The organism is Actinoplanes sp. NPDC049598 (assembly GCF_040675435.1).
Classification (GTDB): domain Bacteria; phylum Actinomycetota; class Actinomycetes; order Mycobacteriales; family Micromonosporaceae; genus Actinoplanes.
On the sequence record NZ_JBFAOX010000054.1, the window covers coordinates 1 to 18,317 of the forward strand.

Consider the following 18,317-nt stretch of genomic DNA (forward strand, 5'->3'; position numbering starts at 1 on the left):
AAGCCAATGTGTCGGTCGAGGGATTCCTGTTCCCCGACACGTACGAGTTCGACCCCAAGGCGTCGGCCACCGACATGCTGACGACCATGGTCACCGGCGACCCCGGCCGCGCCCACGGCGAGCCCGCCGCCGATCAGGGTGCGCCGCCGCACCACCCGCCGCCGCCCGCCGGCGCGGACCCGGTCGAGCAGGTCGGGCGGGCTCTCGAGGTGGTCGGTGGCGCGGGTCAGCGCCTGGCGGATGTCGGTGTCAGTCATCGCTCCACCCCTTCGGGAAGGACGTCGAGGACGCGGCGGAGCCGGTCGAGACCACGGGCGGTGTTGCTGCGGACCGTGCCCGCGGTGCAGCCGAGCGCCGCCGCCACCTCGGTGACCGGCAGATCTTCGAGATAGCGCAGCACGACGGCGGCCCGCTGCCGGGCCGGCAGCTCGCGCAGGGCGCCGACCACGGCCGTACGGATCACCACGTCGTCGCCGTGATCAGGCAGGACCGGGCCCACCAGCGTGTGGTCGTCCTCCAGCGGCGTCTCGGCCCGGCGGGCCCGGCGCCGCCAGCGGTTGGTCGAGCGGTTCACCAGCGCCCTACGGGCGTACGCCTCGGGCATGCCCTCGATGCGCCGCCACTTGACGTACATCTGCTCGAGGACGTCCTGCACGAGGTCCTCGGCCGTATGTCGATCGCCGGTCAGCAGGAAGGCGATCCGCAGCAGCCCGGTCGACCGGGTGCGCACGAATTCATCAAAACCTGCCATCGCCGTCCTTCCGGGTTGCCGTCACCATTCACGACAACCGAGGGCGGCTCAGCGTTGCATCAGATCCCGAGCAATTTCGCGTACGCCTGGCGGAGCTCCTCGAAGCCGTGATCCATCGCGGCCGAGCCGCGGATCACCCCGACCGGCCGCCCGTCCAGCAGCCGGGCCAGCACGTCGGCGCACAGGTGCCAGCCGGCCGCCACCATGGCCGCCATGCCGGGCCGGGAGAGAGTATGCCGCAAGATCAGCTGGGTGCCGGCGCCGTGCGGCGAGAGCTCCCACCGCAGCCGATCGTCGCCCCACGAATACTCCAGCAGACTCGGCGCCTCGGCCCGGAGGACGACGGCCGGGGTCTGCTCGTCGCCCATGGTCAGCGTCGTCGGTCCCGCCGTCCCCAGGTCCCGTACGGCCGTGAAGGGCGCCCACTGATCGAGCTGCCCCGGCTCCGTCAGCGCGGCCCAGACGACCGCCGGCGCCTGCCGGAACTCCCGCACGAACACGAGGGTCCACCCCTCGTCGAGCGAAGCGTCACGGGCCGCGGTCACGAATTCGTCGCTCACCGGTCCTCCTCGAAGTCCAGATGACGCTCGAGCAAGTCCAGATGACGCTCGAGCGCCGCGAGATGCTCGGTCCAGAGGCGGCGGTACGGCGTCAGCCACTCGTCCAGCTCGCGGAAGGGCGCCGGATCGAGCCGGTAGATCCGCTGCTGAGCGCGGACCCGCACGGCCACCACCCCGGCCTCCCGCAACACCCGCAGATGCTTGGAGACCGCCGGCTGGCTCATCCCGAGCACGTCCACCAGCTCGGTGACCGTGCACTCTCGCCCCCGCAGCGCGTCCACGATCCGCCGCCGGGTCGGCTCCGCGATCGCGGCCAAAGCGTCCACGACGCCAACATGCCACGTGGGTTATATAACCGTCAAGGCATGCAGCCCGGACCGGCCGCCTGACCCTCGACGATGCGGTACGCGGAGATGTCGCCCTTCGCGAACGGGGCCAGCGAAGCGATCGAGGTCGGCTCTGCTCCGTTCAGGCTGACGTAGGCCACGATCGCCGAGTCGACCGTCCGGCACGTGGCCTGGTCGGCCACCGCCTGCGTGTTCCGCTCGATGGCGTCCCGGTCCAACGCTGAGTAAGACACGGCGGCAACACTCACCGTTACGACTGCGGCCACTGCGACGTGAGTTAAATGCACCGGCCCAGCCTAGGCAACATTACAGTGAGTACTCCCCTGCCCGTTCGGCCAGGGTTGATCAGCCGGGCGTCCAGGATCGCCGGAAAGTCCTCATGAAGGCATCTGAGCAGTGAGGAAGGCCAGAATCGTGCCCGAGATCCGCCCATACGAAGCGTTACCGGGACTCAGATACTCACCGTGACCCGCTCCACGCACGGTGACGAACCGTTTCGGCCACGGATCGGCCTGGAAGGCTCGTCGACCGGCCGCCGGCGGCACGACCCGATCCCGTGACCCGTGCACGAAGAGCAACGGAGCCGACCGGCCGCCGTACCCCGCCGGGGCCTCCCGCCCCGCCACCGAGACCCCGGCCCGCAGCCGCGGATCGTGCCCCGGCCCGAACAACCCGAGCGTCGTGGTCCCACCCGCCGAGAACCCGACGGCCGCCCACCGCGACAGATCCACATGGCCGAAGAACGGGTCCCCGGGCGTGGACGACAGCCGGCCCACCTGATCGGCCACGTAGCGAGCGTCCGACGGCTGCGACCGGATGTCCGCCCGGACCAGCGGCACCCCGCGCCGGGTGTGCGGATAGGCCGGCGCCGCCACCACGTACCCCGCCTCGGCCCACTCGGCGATCAGCGGGGCGAAGTCGCCCGGCATCCCACCGAGCCCGTGGCTGAACAACACGATCGGGTGCCGGCCGATCAGCGGCGACGGATACCAGACCGTGGTCGGCAGCGGCCGGCCGGCGCCGCGCGACAGCAGCAGCGTCCGGGTCAGCACGGCCGAGGTCGCCGCCCGGGCCGGCGCGAATCCGCCCAGGAGAATCACGGCCACCACGAGAATCGTCGCGGCCCTCCGGAGCGGGCGAGGAAAACGCACGTCGCGAAGCCTATGGACGTGACGCAACCAGGGCGATCACCGTTGTGGGTGGCGATGAGACGACGAACATTCGTAGGCATTACGGCGACGGTCGCCGCCGCGGCCGGATTGGCCGGATACCGCAGCCGATCGGGTGACCCGGAGCCGGTGATCCCGCACGCCCCGGTGGGTGACGAGCGCCTGGAACGCCGCGACTCGAAGGCCCGCAATCGCGTGGTCGATTTCTACACGGCCGTGCCGGCCGGTCACGGCGACGGCCGCGGCCTGCCGGTCTTGCTGATCCTGCACGGCGGGTCCAAGACCGCCGCCGATTTCCCCGGGCTCGGTCTCGGCCGTTTCCTGACCGATGCGGTACGCCGGGGGTCGCCCCCGTTCGTCCTGGCCGGCGCGACCGGCGACCGCCTGTGGTGGCGCCCGGACAAGGGCGACGACCCGCAGCGAATGGTCCACGAGGAATTGCCGCGCTGGTGCGCCCAGCGCGGTTTCGACGCGACCCGGATCGCCCTGTGGGGCTGGTCGATGGGCGGCTACGGTTCTCTGCTCCTGGCCGAGGCCTATCCCGGTTTCGCGCGGGCCGTCGCCGCCTTCTCCCCGGCCGTGCGAAAAGGTGACGAGGTATTCACGTCAGTCAGTCATCTTCGTGGCACACCGGTCGGGCTGTGGTGCGGCGAGCAGGACGATCTTCGCGACAACGTCGACGATCTCGCCGCTGAGCTGCCGGAACGCCCCGCGATCAACAAGAGGGGTGAGGGCCGGCACAACTTCGGATATTGGTCGCGGTGCATTCCCGAAGGTTTTGACTTCGTCGCCGGGGCTTTACGGGGCCGATGACCCCTCCGTACCGTGATGACACAGAGCAACGGTCTCAACACGCTGGAGGACCCCCATGCGTCGTGCCATCGCCGTACTCGCCCTCGTCCTCGCCGGCCTCTGGATCGCCACGCCCGCGCAGGCCTTCGCCCACAACGCGGTGCACAACACCTACCTGCACGCCCTCCTGGACGCGTTGACGCTGGTCGTGGTGTCGGCGCCGATCTGGACGGCGCTGTTGTGGAGCCGCGGCAACCGCTGGTGGCTGGCCGCCCTGATCGCCGTCGTGCAGATCCCGGTCGCGATCATCGGCTTCGTGCCGATCGCCAACCCCTACCTCCACCTCTCACTCTTCGTGATCGCCATCGCCCTGACCGCGGTCTCCCTGCGGGCCGTACGGGCTCAGGCGCGCACGGCCGCGGTCGCGGAGCACTGAAGCCGGGCGGCCGGGCTCTCGGGGGTCCGGCCACCAAATCTCCCGCAGATTTAACCTGCCCGTGAAGTCGCATGCCCGACAATGAGCGGGTGGTGACCGAGACGATGATGCCGGTCGACGGCATCGAGCTCTGCGTGGAGACCTTCGGCGAGCCGGGGGATCCCGCCCTGCTGCTCATTGCCGGCGCCGCCAGTTCGATGGACTGGTGGGAGGACGAGTTCTGCCGCCGGCTTGCGGCGGGCGGCCGGTTCGTCATCCGCTACGACCATCGCGACACCGGGCGCTCGACGTCGTTCCCGGCCGGCGCCCCGCCGTACTCCGATGTGGACCTGGCCCACGACGCGCTCGGCGTGCTCGACTGCCTCGGCGTCCACCGGGCCCACCTGGTCGGCCTGTCCATGGGCGGTCTGCTGGCCCAGCGCATCGCGGTCGAGCGCCCGCACCGTGTCCTCTCACTGACCCTGATGTCGACCACGCCGGGGGTCGGCGACGACCTGCCCCTCGGCGGCGGCTCCGAAGAGCCGGAAAGCGAGCCGACCGACTGGTCCGACCGGCGCTCCTCGGTCCGCGGCATGGTCGCCGCCGCCCGCAGCCTGGGCGGCCCGTTCACCGCCGAGGACCCGCACCTGCGCCGGCTCGCCGAGCGGATCTACGACCGCACCCAGGACATGGCCGCCACCCAGACCAACCACTACTGCTGCGCGGGTGGCCCTTCCGTGCGGAGCCGCCTCGGCGAGATCAGCGTGCCCACCCTGATCCTGCACGGCTCGCTCGACCCGTTCTTCACCGCCGCCCACGCCCGCGCCCTGCGGGCCGAGATCCCCGGCTCCCGGCTGGTCTGGCTCGAGGGCGTCGGCCACGAGTTCCCGCCGGCCGCCGTCTGGTCCCAGGTGATCGACGAGATCATCGACCAGGCCGGCCGCCGGACGCAGCCGGCCTAGGCCGGCACCACCAGCGTCGCGTAGTCGCTCGAGCGCAGCGGATCGGCCGTCAGCGTCCCGTCCGCGCGCGGGACCTCCAGCCGGCGGCCGTCACGGGTGAACGCCACCGAGGCGACGTCGGGCCGGGCGGTCAGCGTGCACACCATCTGTCCGTACGCCAGGATCTCGTCCTTGCGCGCCCCGCCCTCGCCGACCTCCGCCGTGACCTGCGCGCCCGGCCCGACCGTGGCCGTCAGGGTGAGCCCGCCCAGCGCCGTGGACAGCCCGCTCGCGCTCTCCTGGCTCGTCGGCCCGGCCACGAGGTCGTCGAGCTGCTGCTGCACGCTCGGATAGGCCGCCGCCCGCCGCACCGACTGCACGAGCCGCCCCTCCCGCACGAGACAGAGCACATTCGCCACCTCCCCCGCCGGTGTCGCCGCAGCCGCATCCGCGCTGGTCAGCGGCGCCCGCGGCAACTCCACCGGATGCGCCGAGTCCTGCGCCGGCACCCCACATCCGGCCAGCAGGGCCAAGGTCAAGGTCAACACCGGTGGCCGTACGGATCTCACGGCAGCTCCAAGCGGAAGCGCGCCCCGCCGCCGGGCCGCTCGGTGACCGTGGCCGATCCGCCGTGCGCGGCCGCGTGCTCGGCCACGATGGCCAGCCCGAGCCCCGTACCGTCCCCCGCGCCCCGGGCGCCCGCCGCCGGCCCCCGCACGAACCGGTCGAAGATCGTCGCCCGCAGCCCCTCCGGCACCCCCGGCCCGGCGTCGTCCACTTCGAGAAAGCCCTTCCCCAGCCGTACGGCGACAGGCCCGCCCCCGTAGCGGATCGCGTTCTCGATCAGGTTGCCGAGCGCCTGCTCCACCCGCCGCGCGTCGACCAGCCACTCCCGCGGCCCGTCCACGACGATCTCCGGAGCCACCCCGTGCGCCCGGACCACCCGTTCGGCCAGCGCGACCACATCGGTCGGCTCCCGCTGCACGGGCTGATCGCTGCGGGCCAGCTCCAGCAGGTCGGCCACCAGCTCCTGGAACCGGGCGACCTCGTCCACGATCAGGCCGACCGCCGCCGCCGACCGTTCGTCGAGACCGTCCCGGCGCCGGTCGACCACGCTGACCGCGGCGGCCAGGGTCTGCAGGGGCGAGCGCAGCTCATGGCTGACGTCGGCCGCGAACCGGCGGTCCCGTTGCAGCCGCCGGGCCAGCTCGTCGGCCATGTGGTTGAACGACGCGGCCAGCGGGGCCAGGTCGGGTTCCGTCGCCGGGTCGAGGCGGGTGCCGAGATCACCCTCGGCGATGCCCCGGGCGGCGCCGGCCACCGCGCCGAGCGGGCGCAGCGCGCTGCGGGTGACGTACCAGCCGACGGCCGCCCCGCCCGCCGCCATCATGATCGCGACCGCGGCCAGCACCAGGGCCAGGACCTGCAGGGTGCGCTCGAGCTCACGCTGGCTGACGATCTCGTAGAACACGGTGTCGCCGCCGAGCGGCACGGCGATCGCCAGCGCCGGCTCCCGGTCGCGGCGGATCCGCTGGGCGCCGGCCTCGCCGCGGGCCGCCAGCTCCCGCAACGACTGCGGCACGGCCGCCTGGGCGCCGGTCTCGGCGCTGCGCGAATACCATCGCCCGGCCCGCTGCACCAGCACGTACCGGTCGGCGCCGGCGTCGAGGGCGCCGAGCACGTCCGCCACATTGGTGTCGCCCGCGGTGAGGCTGCTGTCGACGGCCGCCGCGTCGAAGTAGGCCGTCCGCACGGCGGTGCGCTCCCGCTCCTGGAACAGGGTGCTGCGCGTCAACTCGTACGACACGATCGTCACGCAGGCCGAGAGGGCCAGTGCCCCGACCGCGAAGGCCGCGCTGACCCGGGTCCGCAGCCCCGCCCGCCTCACGGTTGCAACTTGTAACCGAGCCCGCGCACGGTCACCAGATGGCGGGGCTTGCCGGGGACATCCTCGATCTTGTGGCGGACCCGGCCCACGTGCACGTCGACCAGGCGCTCGTCCCCGATGTCGTACCCCCAGACCCGCTGCAGCAGCTGCTGACGCGACAGCACCTGCCCCGGGTGCTCGGCGAGCTCGCACAACAGCCGGAATTCCGTACGCGTCACCGGGACCTCAGCCCCGTGCAGCCGTACCTCTCCCGCGTCCGGCCGCAGCTCCAGATCACCGAAGGTGAGCGTGCGCAGCGGCGCCGTAGCCACCCGGGCCCGCCGCCGCAGCGCCCGGAGCCGGGCCGCCAGCTCCTTGACCGCGACCGGCTTGACCAGGTAATCGTCGGCCCCAGCCTCGAGCGCGGCCACGATGTCATGCGTGTCGTCCCGCGCGCTGATCACCACGATCGGCACGTCGTCCCCGCGGCGCAGCTCCCGGATGCACTCGAACCCGTCCATCCCCGGCAGCATCAGATCGACCAGGACGGTGTCGGCCCCCACCCGCCGCTGCTCGGCCAGCCCCTGCTCAGCCGTGGCGGCGGCGTGCGCGGTATATCCCTCGTCCTCCAGCGCCAGGGTCAGCGACAGCCGGATCCGGTCGTCGTCCTCGATCAGCAGCACGGAGGTCATAACCGAATGATGCCCGCTGGCATCCCGGCCGGCACCCCGAGCCCCGATGTCATACAACTGTCAAGGTTCCGCGACACGCCTGCCGAGCGGGGCGGTCACCGTAGGGTCATGACGAGCACAACTCGCCAGCGCACCGCCGACCTTGTCCGCACACCGACGGTGTTCCTCGCGCTCGCCGGCGTGTGGATCGCCCTCACCCCCCTCTTCGCGCCCGATCTGGAGGCGTACGCCGCCTGGAACGACGTCGCGACAGGCGTGACCATCGCGGTCCTGGGCACGCTCCGGGCACTCGCCCCGCTCCGGACGGCCCCGCTCAGCATCGTCTCGGCGGCGCTGGGCCTCTGGCTGGTGGCCGCGCCGTTCGTCCTGGGCTACGGCCATCATCCGGCGGTGGCCTGGAACAGCATCGTCGTCGGCATCCTGGTCATGATGTTCTCCGGCGTCGGCCTGGCCACCCTGTCGCAGCGCCCACAGCCGTGACCGTCAGCAGCCTGGTCACCGCCCTGGCCATCGGCACCCTGCTCGGCCTCGCCGCCCGCCGGCTCCGCCGCGCCGTCCCGTTCTGGGTCCCCCTGGCCGTAGCCGTCGGCGCAGCGATGCTGGCCACCGTCCTCGCCCGCCTGGCCGGCCTCGGCACCACCGCCGAGGTGCTCCTGCAGACCTTGTTCGCCGCCACCGGCATAGTCCTGGTCGCCGCCACCGCCGACCGCTACCCCGACCCCGGCAACTCCTGACGCGACTTGAGGTCGAGCCCGGACCCGGGCAGCATGGCCAGGCTGTTGGACGCGCACCCACCGCCTGCGAGAAGGACCCACCATGACCACCTCCGTCGTGTCGATCGTCTATGTGAACGACGCTCCCGCCGCAGCCCGTTTCTACGGCGACCTCCTAGGCCTGAGCCCCACGCTCGAGACCCCGGGATACATCACCTTCGCCCTCGGGCCGGGCGCCGACCTCGCTCTGTGGTCCGGCCAGTTCGAGGAGCTGTCGCCAGAGGTCCCGCGCACCAGCGAGGTCTGCCTGGCCATCGAGGGTGGACAGCCCGAGGAGATCACCGCGATCTTCAAGCAGTGGCAGGCCAAGGGCGTCACGATCCTGACCGAGCCGCACGACGTGGGGTTCGGCCTGACCTTCCTCGCCGCCGACCCCGACGGGAACCGCATCCGGGTCGCCCCGAAGGACTGAAAGCGCACAACGCGGCCGGAGCCGTCACTGAACCTTGGGTTTGCCGACGTGATACTGCTCGTCGTAGATCACTTGGGTGTCCCACCCGACGGCGACGCCGGCGCCGTGCCGGATGGTCAGGGTCGGGCCGTGACCGCGCAGGCTCGGCGCCTTCTCCTGCGCTGCCGCCAGGCGCGCGACCATGCCGTCCGGGACGAGCGCGCTGACGTCGACGCCGTGGACGGCCCGCCGGACCGCCTTCAGCAGGGCGGCCATCGTCTCGGGCGTCCCGCCGGACAGGCGGTGGTCGAGGAGGGCCTGCCGCACCGCCGGCATCGACACGACGACCCCCAGATTGACGGCGCACGTCGGGATCCGATGGGTGAACACGCTGCGCTGATGGTTCCCGTGACCGATCGAGACACCGCTCGAGTGGGTGATCCGCGTCCGCATGTCCTCGGCGCCGGTGGCACGCACAGGCTCCGCGCTGTGGAACCACGAGTCGGTGTCGGTGGCCTCGTCGTAGTCGAGCAACGTCGCCACCTCGATCACCGGGCGCTCGACGGCACAACGGTGCACGACGTGCAGGGTGTTGCCGACGCCGTAGGTGACGGCGCGGCTGTCCCGTACGGTCAGATCCTTGATCGCCCGCGGCGGCGCCGATCCCTCGGCGACGCCACCCGGCCCGCGCAGGACCGTGACCTCAGGGTTTCCGCGCTGCTCCAGTCGCCGGACCGCCACGTCCAGCAGAGCGATCCAGCCGTCGGTGTCGGTTTCCCACCGCAGTTCCGGCGCGCCGAGGCTCTGACAGACCTGAGTGATCTCGCGCAGGCACGCCCGCACATCGGTACGCCCCAGCCGGGTCAGTCTTTCGGCCAGCTCGTTCGCCTCGGGAACCAGGGGGAGGCGCTCGAGCCGATCGATGAGGTCGGCCACCCGTTCCAGCCGAGCCTCGACGAGCTGCCATTCGCTGCTCCCCAGCTGGGCGAGCGGAGCCAGCAGGGTGAGGGCGGACCGGTCGAGCTCCCGCACCTGCGACAGCAGCGACCCGATCGGGTCGGCTGAGGGCCCCTCACGAACGTCCCCCACCGTCTCCGCCTCCACGTCGGCGGACGGCTCCGACACTTCCGTCGCTTCGGCGGGCCGTTCCGGCACTTCCTTCGATTCGGCGGGCCGTTCCGAGCCTTCCGTCGCCTCGGCAGGCTGCTCTCCCAGCCCCTCCCGAGTCTGCTCACGCGGCTTCTCGGCGGCGGGCTGCTCAGAAAGCTCCTCGCGCGATTCCGCGGTAGGCCTCTCGATATGCAGTCGCGTGCGGCGAGGCCGGTCCGGCACGTCGTCGGATACCGGGCTGAGGGCCGTTGGCTCCGGACGCGCCAGGCGCGGCCCTCGGACCGGGACATCAGCCGGCCGGGGAGCCTCCGGGCGCACGCCGCCGGGCGGGACCGTTCCGGGCGGTCGCGGGCGTGGAGAAGGCCTGTCGAAGCTCGACATACGAGGCTCGTCGAGTTCCCTCGCCGGCCAGTCGGCCGGCTGGGATTCCGGGCCGAACTCCCCCTCCATGCCGCCTTCGTCCGCCGACTGGGCTGAAGCCGTTTCCCACTCCCGGCCCTGCGCGGACAACGCAGACATCGACGAAGTCGGCGACGGCGTCAGGTCGGGGATCCCCAGCGGTGCCACATCGGGCGGTACGCCGGTGCCGGAGAAACCGAACGGCTCCAGCCCCGACGGCGGGTCCTCCACCCTCTCCAGTTCCGGAGTAAAACCCGGGATATGAAGGAATGAGCCATGGCGATGAGGCTGGTCAGGACTAGAAAGTCCCTCCATGCGAACCCCTCCGATGCCAGACGTTGCCTTCAGCGTGCCAAAGCCGTGACCGCACCGACAGGGATTGGCCCGTCCGACCTGATCAAGAATCGCCGGCTCGACCGGCTCGCGATCAGAGCGCCGCGCGGGTGCGGGCGCGCCAGGCCTCCTGTTTGGCGCGGTTGCCGCACAGGCGCATGGCGCACCACTTGCCGGTGGCGGCGCGGGAGGTGTCGTAGAAGGCCCACCGGCAGGTGTCGCGGGCGCAGACCTTCAGTCTGGGCCAGCTGCCGGTGGTCATCGCGTCGAGCACGCGGAGGACCAGGTCGCCCAGCGCGCCGTCGATGCCGTCGGCGCGGGCCGTCGGGCGCCAAGCGTGGTCCTCGGTGAAGGTGACCGCGATGTCGGCGCGGTGGGCGATGTCGTTCAGGACGGCCAGGGCGGCGGCGGGCACAGGGGCCTTGTCGTGGTTGGCGGTGGCCGCTGCCCGTAAGGCCTCGCGGAGGTCGCGGGCACGGTCGAGCTCGAGGTCACCGACGGGGCCGTCGCGCCGTAGGCCGGCTGTGGTCAGCCACGTCGGCAGAGCGTCGGTGCCGGCCTCTATGTCGAGGGTGTTGATGAAGCGGCGGACCGGTTCGAGCCGGTCGGGCGCCGCCATCGAAAGGCCGGTGGACATGCCGTCATCGTAACCGAGTTGCCCGCTTGCCCGGTTAGCCATAACCTCCTTGAGCATGAAGCCGGTTACGGAGCTATCGCGGAGCGAGCCCGCCTGGTCCAACCGCAACTTCCGCCGGCTGTGGCGGGGGTCGGCCGCCTCGACGCTCGGCAGCGAGGTGGCCGAGATCGCTCTGCCGCTGTTCGCGCTGGTGACGCTGTCGGCGTCGGCGGCCGAGGCGAGCATTCTGCGGGTCGCCCAGTTTCTGCCGTTCCTGCTGGTCACACTGCCGGCCGGGTTGCTGGTGGACCGATTTCAGCGGGGCCGGCTGCGGATGATGATCGGTGCCGACGTGGGGCGCGCGCTGGTGGTCGTGCTTCTTCCGCTGGCCGCGTGGACGGGCACTGCGGGCATGCCGGTTCTGTACGTGGTGGTCTTCGCGGCCGCCACGCTCACGGTCGTCTTCCAGGTCGCCGACTTCGCGATCCTGCCGAAGATCGTTTCCGAGGGCCAGCTCGTCGACGCCAACGGGAAGCTGGCCGCGACGCAGTCCGCGGCCGAGATCGGCGGCCGGGGCGTCGGCGCCCTGCTGGTCCAGGCCCTGTCCGCCCCGGTCGCCCTGCTGCTCAACGCCGCCGGCTACCTCATGTCGGCGCTGTCCCTGAGCCGCATCCGCCTGCCCGTTACCGCCGGGCCGCCGGCCGGTCCTCCCCCAGCCGTAGGCGATCTGGTGCGGGGCCTGAGTTTCACCGTCCGCCACCGCTTCCTGCGGCCGCTGCTCGGCGAGGCCACCACGTTCAACCTCTTCAACGAGATCTTCATGCTGGGCCTGCTGCTGTACGCCGTACGGCAAGCGCATCTGAGCCCGTGGGCCATCGGCGCCGTTTTCACGGCCGGTGGGCTCGGTTCGTTCGCCGGCGCGTGGTTCGGGTCCCGGTTCACCGCGCGGTTCGGGTACGGCCGGGTCCTGCTGGTCACCCTCGTCCTCGGCAACGGCGCCCCGCTGGGTGTCCTGCTGGCCGGCCACGCCGGCTCCGGGCTTCTGGCCTTGTTGTGCTCAGTCTTCGTCGTCATGGGCGTCGGTATCGGTATTGCCAACGTGCACGCCGTGAGCCTGCGCCAGGCGGCCACTCCGGAAGCCCTGCGCGGCCAGGTGAACGCCGCCTACCGGCTGATCTCCTGGGGTGCGATACCGGCGGGGGCCGCTCTCGGCGGCGCGATAGCGACACAGGCGGGCGCTTTCGCGGCGATCGCGGCGGGCGCGATCGGCGTCGCGATGTCCACGATCTGGGTGGCCTGCTCGCCCGTCCCCACTCTCCGGACGATCCACGACGCCGCGGCGGGCGGCGTTTGATCAAGGCGGGCCGGGGAATCGGGCGGGGATGCCGTCGCTGTGGCGCAACCGGGACTTCCGGCTCGTCACCGCCGGGCAGATGGTCACGCAGCTCGGCACCGACGTCACCGCGATCGCCTTTCCGCTGACCGCGATCGTGCTGCTCGACGCCACCGCGTGGCAGCTGGGCGTGCTGGTCGCCGTGCAGAACGGGGCCTTTCTCCTCATCGGACTGCCGGCCGGGGTCTTCCTGGACCGGCGCCGCCGGCGGCCGGTCCTGATCGTCACCGACGTCGTGCGGGCGTCGGCCCTGGCCGCGGTGACCGTCGCGGCGGCGCTGGGTGGGCTGAGCTTCGAGCTGCTGCTGGCGGTCTCGGCGGTGATGAGCCTGATGCGGGTCGTCTTCGAGATCGGCTACCAGACCTACCTGCCCTCGATCGTGCCCCGCCACCATCTCGTGCAGGGCAACTCGACGGTGGAGGCGATCCGCGCCTCGGGGCAGATCGCCGGCCCGGGCCTCGGCGGCTGGCTGGTTCAGCTCGCCGGCGCGGCCAACGCCCTGCTGGCCGACGCGGTGAGCTTCGTCGTCAGCGCGTACCTCCTGTGGCGCGTGCGCACCCCGGAGCCCGCGCCCCTCCCCTCCGCGAAGCGGGGAACGGCCCGCGAGGGCGTGCGGTTCGTGCTGGCCGACCCGGTGCTGCGGGCCATCGCGGCCACCAGCGCACTGTCCAATCTGCTGTTCGTGGCGGCCAGCGCGCTGAACGTCCTCTTCCTGGTCGGCACGGTCGGCCTCAGCGCCGCCGCGGCCGGGATGATCTTCTCGGTCGGCTCGGCGGCCGCGCTCGTAGCGGCCGCCGTCGCCACCCGGCTCGCGCGGTGGCTCGGATCGGCCCGCATCATCTGGCTGTCGGTCGCCGTCACCAGCCCGTTCAACCTGCTCATCCCGTTGACCGGCGAGGGCTGGCGGGTCGCCTTCTTCGTCGTCGGCATCACCGTCGGCGGGGGCGGGCAGCTGATCTACGCCATCACACAGCTCAGCTACCGCCAGGCCGTCGTGCCCCCGGAGATCCTCGGGCGGGTCAACGCCACCATGCGGTTCCTGGTGATGGGCGCGCTGCCGCTCGGCGGGCTGATCGGGGGCACGCTGGGCACGCTGCTGGGCATCCGGGCGACCCTATGGGTCGTCGCGGCGGGCCTGGCCGTCGCGCCGGTCTTCGTCATCCTCTCGCCGCTGCGCCGGGCCCGGGACGTCACCCCTTGCGGCCCTGGGTCGCCACCCCCTCGATGAAGTAGCGCTGGCCGAAGCTGAACAGCAGCAGCATGGGCAGCGTGACGAGCAGGGACGCGACCATCACATACTGGTAGTCGGCCTGGCCGCCGGCGGTGGGGCTGTACTTCGTCATCGCGTACGCCACGCCGAGCGGCGCCGTGAAGCCCTCGACCGAGCCGGCGTTGAGGTAGATCAGCGCGCCCTGGAAGTTGTTCCAGGCGGCCTGGAACTCGAAGAGGAACACGATGATGAACGACGGGATGGACAGCGGCATCGCTATGCGCCAGAACAGCTGCCAGTAGCTGGAGCCGTCGATGCGGGCCGCCTCGAACAGCTCGCGCGGCAACCCGAGGAAGAACTGCCGCTGCAGGAAGATGTAGAAGGCCGAGCCGAACAGGTTGGCCCCGAACAGCGGCACCCACGTGCCGAGCAGGCCGGTCTGCTTCCAGATCAGGTAGGTCGGGATCATCGTGACCGAGGCCGGCAGCATCATGGTCGCCAGCACCAGGCCGAAGAGCAGGTTGCGGCCGGGGAAGCGGAAGTAGGCGAAGCCGAAGGCGACGATCGAGCTGGAGACCGACACGAGCGCGGCCGCGATGAACGCGATGGCCACACTGTTGAAGATCCAGTGCAGCAGCGGCAGCTGGTCCCAGACCTCGACGTAGTTGCCGAAGCGCCACGTGTGCGGGATCAGCGAGTTGTCGAAGACCTGGCCCGACGGCTTGAGGCTGGCCGCGATCAGCCACACCAGCGGGTAGAGGAACAGCGCCGCGAAGCCGACCAGAAGCAGCGTCAGCAGGATCTGCCCGATCGACCAGCGGCGGCGCGGCGACTTCTCCGGGGCCGGGGCGGGCTCCTGAGCCCGGGCCAGGGTCGCCGGAGGCGCGGTGGTCGCCATCAGCGGTCCCCCTCGTAGTAGACGTACCGGTTGCCGATCTTGACCTGGATCGTGGTCAGGATCAGCAGGATGACGAAGAGCAGCCAGGCCATGGCGGCCGCGAAGCCGAAGTTGAACTGGCGGAACGCCTGCTGGAACAGGTAGACCGCGTAGAACAGCGACGCCTCGGGGGCGACGTTGGTCTGGTCCCGCCAGAACAGCAGGTACGCCTGGTCGAAGACCTGGAACGCGGCGATGGTCAGGATGATGACGTTGAAGAAGACCGCCCCCGAGATCATCGGCAGGGTGATCGTGAAGAACTGCCGGACCGGGCTCGCGCCGTCCAGCGACGCCACCTCGTACAAATCCCGGGGGACGTTCTTGAGCGCCGCCAGGAAGATGACCATCGTGCCGCTGACGCCCCACAGCGCCATGAGCACGATGGACGGCCGTACCCAGGACGGGTCGACCAGCCACTGCGGCCCCTCGAGGCCGACCGCCCGCAATGCAGTGTTGATCGCGCCGGTGTTGCCGTTGAGAAGCAGCAGGAAGATCGACGCGGTGGCCACGGCGGGCGTCATCTTCGGCAGGTAGTAGACCGTACGGAAGAAGCCCGCACCCCAGCGGACCCGGTTGAGCAGCAGGGCCAGAAAGAGCGCGAAGACGACTTCGAGCGGCACCGCCAGGACCGCGAAGAACAGGGTGTTCTTCAGCGATCCGGCGACGCGCGGGTCCTCGAGCAGCGCCCGGTAGTTGTCCAGCCCGCCCGGGCGCATCTTGTTGGTGGCCAGATTGAAGTGGCTGAACGAGATGGCCAGGCTGTAGATCATCGTGCCCAGCGTGAAGATCAGGAACCCGAGGATCCAGGGCGAGATGAACAGGTAGCCGGCGATCGCCTCCCGGCGGTTGTACTTGCGGGCCTTGAGTTGCTCCATCTCAGCTTCCGGCAATCGACCGGTACGCCGACATCGTGGCCGTCTGCGCGTCTTCCAGGGCCTTCTGCGGCGTCTTCTGGCCCAGCAGGGCCGAGGTGATCGCGTTGGTCAGCTCCTGCTTGAGCTGCTGCCCGGCCGGCGAGGCGCCGGCGCTCTTGCCGGTGGCCACCACGTCGTAGTAGGTGCTGATCACCTGGTCGAACCCGGCGTTGCCGCTCGGCTTGACGTACTTGTCGCGGATCGCCTTGTCCGGGCCGGGGGAACCGGTGAACAGCCCCGTGTTGATCGCCTTGTCCTTCTCGATCGTGGCCGCGCGGGCCGTGGCGGCCGCGTCCCACGAGCCGTCCTCGGTCAGCGCCAGCGCCCACTTGCAGGCGGCGCTCGGGTTCTTGGCCTTGGCCGGGATGACGAAGGAGCCGCCGTACGCGACGGTGACCGGCTGGCCGTCCTTGCCCTTGAAGGGCACCGCGCCCAGCTTGATCTTGTCCTTGTACGGGGAGAGCACGTTCGGGTACCACTGGGCGTCGACCTCGGCGCCGACCTGGTTCTTGACGAACTGGTTGTTGTCGCCGAACGTGTCGAAGGAGTCGGTGAAGCTCTTGTACTTGGCGAAGCCGCCCTGCGCGTCGACGATCTTCTTGAGCGTCTCGAGGGGGTAGACGTTGCTCGGGTCGTCCAGGGTCGGGGCGCCGTTGTCACCGACGAGCTTGCCGCCCTGGGAGATGAACCAGAGGTACGTCTGCCCGGTGGCCGACGGGTTGAAGCCGAGCACAGTCGGCACGCCCCCGTTCGCCTTGTACATCTTCTGGACGGCGCCCAGCAGCACGTCGGGCTGGGAGGTGTCGATGTCCTCGGGCTTGACGCCGGCCGCGTCCATCACCGTGGTGTTCAGCAGGATGGCCGGCGGCTGGTAGAACTGCGGCACCGCCCAGACCTGGCCCTTGTACGTGACGTCGCCGACCACGTTCGGATACCACCGTTGCTCGGGGTCCACGTTGTTGGCCGAGAAGCACTTCTCGAGCGGCAGGATCAGCCCCTGGGCGGCGTACGTGGGCACGTACTCCCGGTCCATCTGCACGATGTCGGGCACGTCGCCACTGGCCAGGCGGGTGGTGAACTTCTGGGCGTCGAAGCCGGTCTGGTCCATCTTGATGCTGACGCCGGAGAGCTGCTTGGCCGCGTAGTCGATGCGCGCCTGGCCCACGTCGTCGGCGTTGTCGAAGGCCCAGGCGCTGAGGGCGCCGGAGACGTTGGAGTCGAAGGCCACCGAGTCACCGCCGCCACCCTCGTCGGCCCCGCCCGACTCGCAGCCGGCGGTGGCCGTGACCAAGCCGAGGGCGATGGCGACCCAGGCGGCCATGACGGCCGTTCGCCTTTTCTCCATTGTGGCCTCCCTTGTGGGATCCGTCCCAGGTCGGACGCTAGACCAGGGTCCCCTGCCGGCGTTCGCCTAAACGCGAGTGCCGGGCCGGTGACGCACCGCGCCTTCCACCACAGCAGAACGCGCTGCCCGGCCGTGCCGCTCCGTGATCCATCCGCGCAGGTCGGGACAGCGGCTCACGTCGGCCTGCCGGCGACCACGGTCCTCATGCTCGCGCCCTCCGTGATGTCGATGCGTGCCCGCTAGTCGAGCTGGAAGTGCCAGATGATCTGGCTGGGCGTGCCCGCCCAGGCCGCGCCGGCCGCGGCCGGGACGATGCCGTGCAGCGACCACGGCCACAAGTCCCACGCCCCGGTCGCGAACTCCTCCGGCATGTCCCCCGTGGCATCACCCGACATGCGAGGCTCCTCGCACCGCCGCGGCTGCAGCCCGAGCGGCAGAGCCACCCGAAGGTAGTCACTGGCCCGGTGGCCGTACCCCGGCAGCAGCCCCGGCGTGCCGTCCGCCGAGCGAACCCGCGGCACCGACCCCAGGGCGATCAGCTCCGGATGCACATCCGTGATCACCAGATGACCACCAGGTTTGAGCACCCGCGCGAACTCGGAGATGGCCGGCCCGACATCCGCCAGATGGGTCAGCGCCAGCGCACACACCACGATATCGGCGTGACCGTCCGGCACCGGAAGCTCATGCAGCTCACCCCGCCGCAGATCGGCCCCCGGCACCCGCACCCGAGCCTTGGCCAGCATCTCCGGCGAACTGTCGACCCCGATCACCCGATGACCACGCCCGGCCAGATATCCGGCATAGCGCCCAGTCCCACAGGCCGCATCCACCGCCACACCAACCGGCACCGGGTCGAGAATCTCCGCCACGATCGGCTCCTCGACCGCAAACAGCCCGTTCCCCGGCTCGTCATAGGTCGCCGACCACACCCGATAGCCGTCCACGGTCCCGACCCGCTCCGCGTCGACCCCGTCCCCCTTGAGCGCCGGACTGTCCAGAAGCCGCCGAATCTCCCCGATCCGCGCCTCGGTGAACCCCCGGTCATAGTCCCCAGCGAAGGCGCGCAGCAGCGCCACGCCCTCAAGCCCCAGCAGATAACCAAGCGGGTGTTGATAAGCCACCCCGCGACCCTAGCGACCACCCTCGATCAGCTCCATCCATTTCCTGGCAGCTGCCGGGTGCTCGGTGGAGTGGCCCCTGACAAGATTCCGTTGCGGCAGATCGCTAACGCCGCGATGAGGCTGACGCTGGTTGCGCCCGCTCATGCCGAGTTCCGTGCGCGAGGGGTCTCGAGACGACCGCTTGCTTCGCCGGAGGCGACGTCCCGGGGCCGGGTGGTCGCCTCCGGCGAGATCTATT

At 70.9% G+C, this 18,317-nt stretch carries 23 protein-coding genes; 8 read left to right on the forward strand and 15 right to left on the reverse strand.

What is annotated here, in order from left to right:
- From AB0J66_RS49250 to AB0J66_RS49275, 6 genes are all read right to left on the reverse strand, one after another.
- Positions 1-257, reverse strand: a 257-nt coding sequence (locus AB0J66_RS49250; protein WP_364676349.1) for a hypothetical protein, incomplete at its 3' end; no start/stop codon positions are given.
- Positions 254-751, reverse strand: a complete 498-nt coding sequence (locus AB0J66_RS49255; protein ID WP_364676352.1) for a SigE family RNA polymerase sigma factor — start codon at positions 749-751, stop codon at positions 254-256. The genes AB0J66_RS49255 and AB0J66_RS49250, both read right to left, overlap by 4 nt.
- 59 nt (positions 752-810) lie before the next feature.
- The gene (locus AB0J66_RS49260) at positions 811-1,311 is read right to left on the reverse strand and encodes an SRPBCC family protein (protein WP_364676354.1); all 501 of its coding nucleotides are present in this window, start codon (positions 1,309-1,311) and stop codon (positions 811-813) included.
- The gene (locus AB0J66_RS49265; RefSeq protein ID WP_364676356.1) at positions 1,308-1,637 is read right to left on the reverse strand and encodes a metalloregulator ArsR/SmtB family transcription factor; all 330 of its coding nucleotides are present in this window, start codon (positions 1,635-1,637) and stop codon (positions 1,308-1,310) included. Before AB0J66_RS49265 ends, AB0J66_RS49260 begins: the two co-directional genes overlap by 4 nt.
- A 32-nt stretch (positions 1,638-1,669) precedes the next feature.
- Entirely contained in the window at positions 1,670-1,891 is a 222-nt protein-coding gene (locus tag AB0J66_RS49270; RefSeq protein WP_364676359.1) for a hypothetical protein, read from the reverse strand.
- Positions 1,892-2,035: 144 nt separating this feature from the next.
- The gene (locus AB0J66_RS49275; protein WP_364676361.1) at positions 2,036-2,764 is read right to left on the reverse strand and encodes an alpha/beta hydrolase; all 729 of its coding nucleotides are present in this window, start codon (positions 2,762-2,764) and stop codon (positions 2,036-2,038) included.
- A gap of 99 nt (positions 2,765-2,863) precedes the next feature.
- On the opposite strand from AB0J66_RS49275, the gene AB0J66_RS49280 reads away from it, so the two are divergent.
- From AB0J66_RS49280 to AB0J66_RS49290, 3 genes are all read left to right on the forward strand, one after another.
- The gene (locus AB0J66_RS49280) at positions 2,864-3,640 is read left to right on the forward strand and encodes an alpha/beta hydrolase-fold protein (RefSeq protein WP_364676364.1); all 777 of its coding nucleotides are present in this window, start codon (positions 2,864-2,866) and stop codon (positions 3,638-3,640) included.
- A gap of 55 nt (positions 3,641-3,695) precedes the next feature.
- A complete protein-coding gene (locus AB0J66_RS49285; protein WP_364676366.1) occupies positions 3,696-4,055 on the forward strand; it encodes a hypothetical protein in 360 nt (119 codons plus the stop codon).
- Positions 4,056-4,126: 71 nt separating this feature from the next.
- Positions 4,127-4,996, forward strand: a complete 870-nt coding sequence (locus AB0J66_RS49290; RefSeq protein WP_364676368.1) for an alpha/beta fold hydrolase — start codon at positions 4,127-4,129, stop codon at positions 4,994-4,996.
- On the opposite strand, the gene AB0J66_RS49295 is transcribed toward AB0J66_RS49290, so the two are convergent.
- Genes AB0J66_RS49295 through AB0J66_RS49305 form a run of 3 tightly spaced genes read right to left on the reverse strand, consistent with a single transcriptional unit; the run spans position 4,993 to position 7,534 of the window.
- A complete protein-coding gene (locus AB0J66_RS49295) occupies positions 4,993-5,544 on the reverse strand; it encodes a GerMN domain-containing protein (RefSeq protein ID WP_364676371.1) in 552 nt (183 codons plus the stop codon). The genes AB0J66_RS49290 and AB0J66_RS49295 overlap by 4 nt on opposite strands.
- Entirely contained in the window at positions 5,541-6,863 is a 1,323-nt protein-coding gene (locus AB0J66_RS49300) for a HAMP domain-containing sensor histidine kinase (protein WP_364676374.1), read from the reverse strand. The genes AB0J66_RS49295 and AB0J66_RS49300 overlap by 4 nt, the downstream gene beginning before the upstream one ends.
- Complete coding sequence (locus tag AB0J66_RS49305; protein ID WP_364676377.1) at positions 6,860-7,534, reverse strand: response regulator transcription factor; 675 nt, start codon at positions 7,532-7,534, stop codon at positions 6,860-6,862. The genes AB0J66_RS49300 and AB0J66_RS49305 overlap by 4 nt, the downstream gene beginning before the upstream one ends.
- Positions 7,535-7,642: 108 nt before the next feature.
- Between AB0J66_RS49305 and AB0J66_RS49310 the strand changes: the two genes are divergently transcribed.
- The 3 genes from AB0J66_RS49310 to AB0J66_RS49320 all read left to right on the forward strand — a co-directional run bounded on the left by AB0J66_RS49310 (position 7,643) and on the right by AB0J66_RS49320 (position 8,719).
- Positions 7,643-8,014 (forward strand): SPW repeat protein, encoded by a 372-nt coding sequence (locus AB0J66_RS49310; RefSeq protein WP_364676380.1) that lies wholly within the window; start codon positions 7,643-7,645, stop codon positions 8,012-8,014.
- Complete coding sequence (locus AB0J66_RS49315) at positions 8,011-8,268, forward strand: hypothetical protein (RefSeq protein WP_364676383.1); 258 nt, start codon at positions 8,011-8,013, stop codon at positions 8,266-8,268. The genes AB0J66_RS49310 and AB0J66_RS49315 overlap by 4 nt, the downstream gene beginning before the upstream one ends.
- Before the next feature lie 82 nt (positions 8,269-8,350).
- On the forward strand, positions 8,351-8,719 hold the full coding sequence (locus AB0J66_RS49320; protein ID WP_364676385.1) for a VOC family protein: 369 nt from the start codon (positions 8,351-8,353) through the stop codon (positions 8,717-8,719).
- 24 nt (positions 8,720-8,743) lie between these two features.
- On the opposite strand, the gene AB0J66_RS49325 is transcribed toward AB0J66_RS49320, so the two are convergent.
- Both AB0J66_RS49325 and AB0J66_RS49330 read right to left on the reverse strand, forming a co-directional pair.
- Entirely contained in the window at positions 8,744-10,438 is a 1,695-nt protein-coding gene (locus AB0J66_RS49325; protein WP_364676387.1) for a hypothetical protein, read from the reverse strand.
- Positions 10,439-10,634: 196 nt separating this feature from the next.
- On the reverse strand, positions 10,635-11,177 hold the full coding sequence (locus tag AB0J66_RS49330) for a CGNR zinc finger domain-containing protein (RefSeq protein ID WP_364676390.1): 543 nt from the start codon (positions 11,175-11,177) through the stop codon (positions 10,635-10,637).
- 55 nt (positions 11,178-11,232) lie between these two features.
- Between AB0J66_RS49330 and AB0J66_RS49335 the strand changes: the two genes are divergently transcribed.
- Together AB0J66_RS49335 and AB0J66_RS49340 are read left to right on the forward strand one after the other, a co-directional pair.
- A complete protein-coding gene (locus tag AB0J66_RS49335; RefSeq protein WP_364676392.1) occupies positions 11,233-12,510 on the forward strand; it encodes an MFS transporter in 1,278 nt (425 codons plus the stop codon).
- 28 nt (positions 12,511-12,538) lie between these two features.
- Positions 12,539-13,777, forward strand: coding sequence for an MFS transporter (locus tag AB0J66_RS49340; protein WP_364676394.1), 1,239 nt, complete (start codon positions 12,539-12,541; stop codon positions 13,775-13,777).
- Here the strand turns inward: AB0J66_RS49340 and AB0J66_RS49345 are convergent.
- From AB0J66_RS49345 to AB0J66_RS49360, 4 genes are all read right to left on the reverse strand, one after another.
- Positions 13,740-14,657, reverse strand: a complete 918-nt coding sequence (locus tag AB0J66_RS49345) for a carbohydrate ABC transporter permease (RefSeq protein WP_364676395.1) — start codon at positions 14,655-14,657, stop codon at positions 13,740-13,742. The two genes, AB0J66_RS49340 and AB0J66_RS49345, sit on opposite strands and share 38 nt — an antisense overlap.
- Positions 14,657-15,571, reverse strand: a complete 915-nt coding sequence (locus AB0J66_RS49350) for a sugar ABC transporter permease (RefSeq protein ID WP_364676397.1) — start codon at positions 15,569-15,571, stop codon at positions 14,657-14,659. The genes AB0J66_RS49345 and AB0J66_RS49350 overlap by 1 nt, the downstream gene beginning before the upstream one ends.
- A 1-nt stretch (position 15,572) precedes the next feature.
- The gene (locus AB0J66_RS49355; protein ID WP_364676399.1) at positions 15,573-16,955 is read right to left on the reverse strand and encodes an extracellular solute-binding protein; all 1,383 of its coding nucleotides are present in this window, start codon (positions 16,953-16,955) and stop codon (positions 15,573-15,575) included.
- Between the two features lie 239 nt (positions 16,956-17,194).
- On the reverse strand, positions 17,195-18,079 hold the full coding sequence (locus tag AB0J66_RS49360) for a class I SAM-dependent methyltransferase (protein ID WP_364676401.1): 885 nt from the start codon (positions 18,077-18,079) through the stop codon (positions 17,195-17,197).
- Between the last annotated feature and the right edge of the window lie 238 nt (positions 18,080-18,317).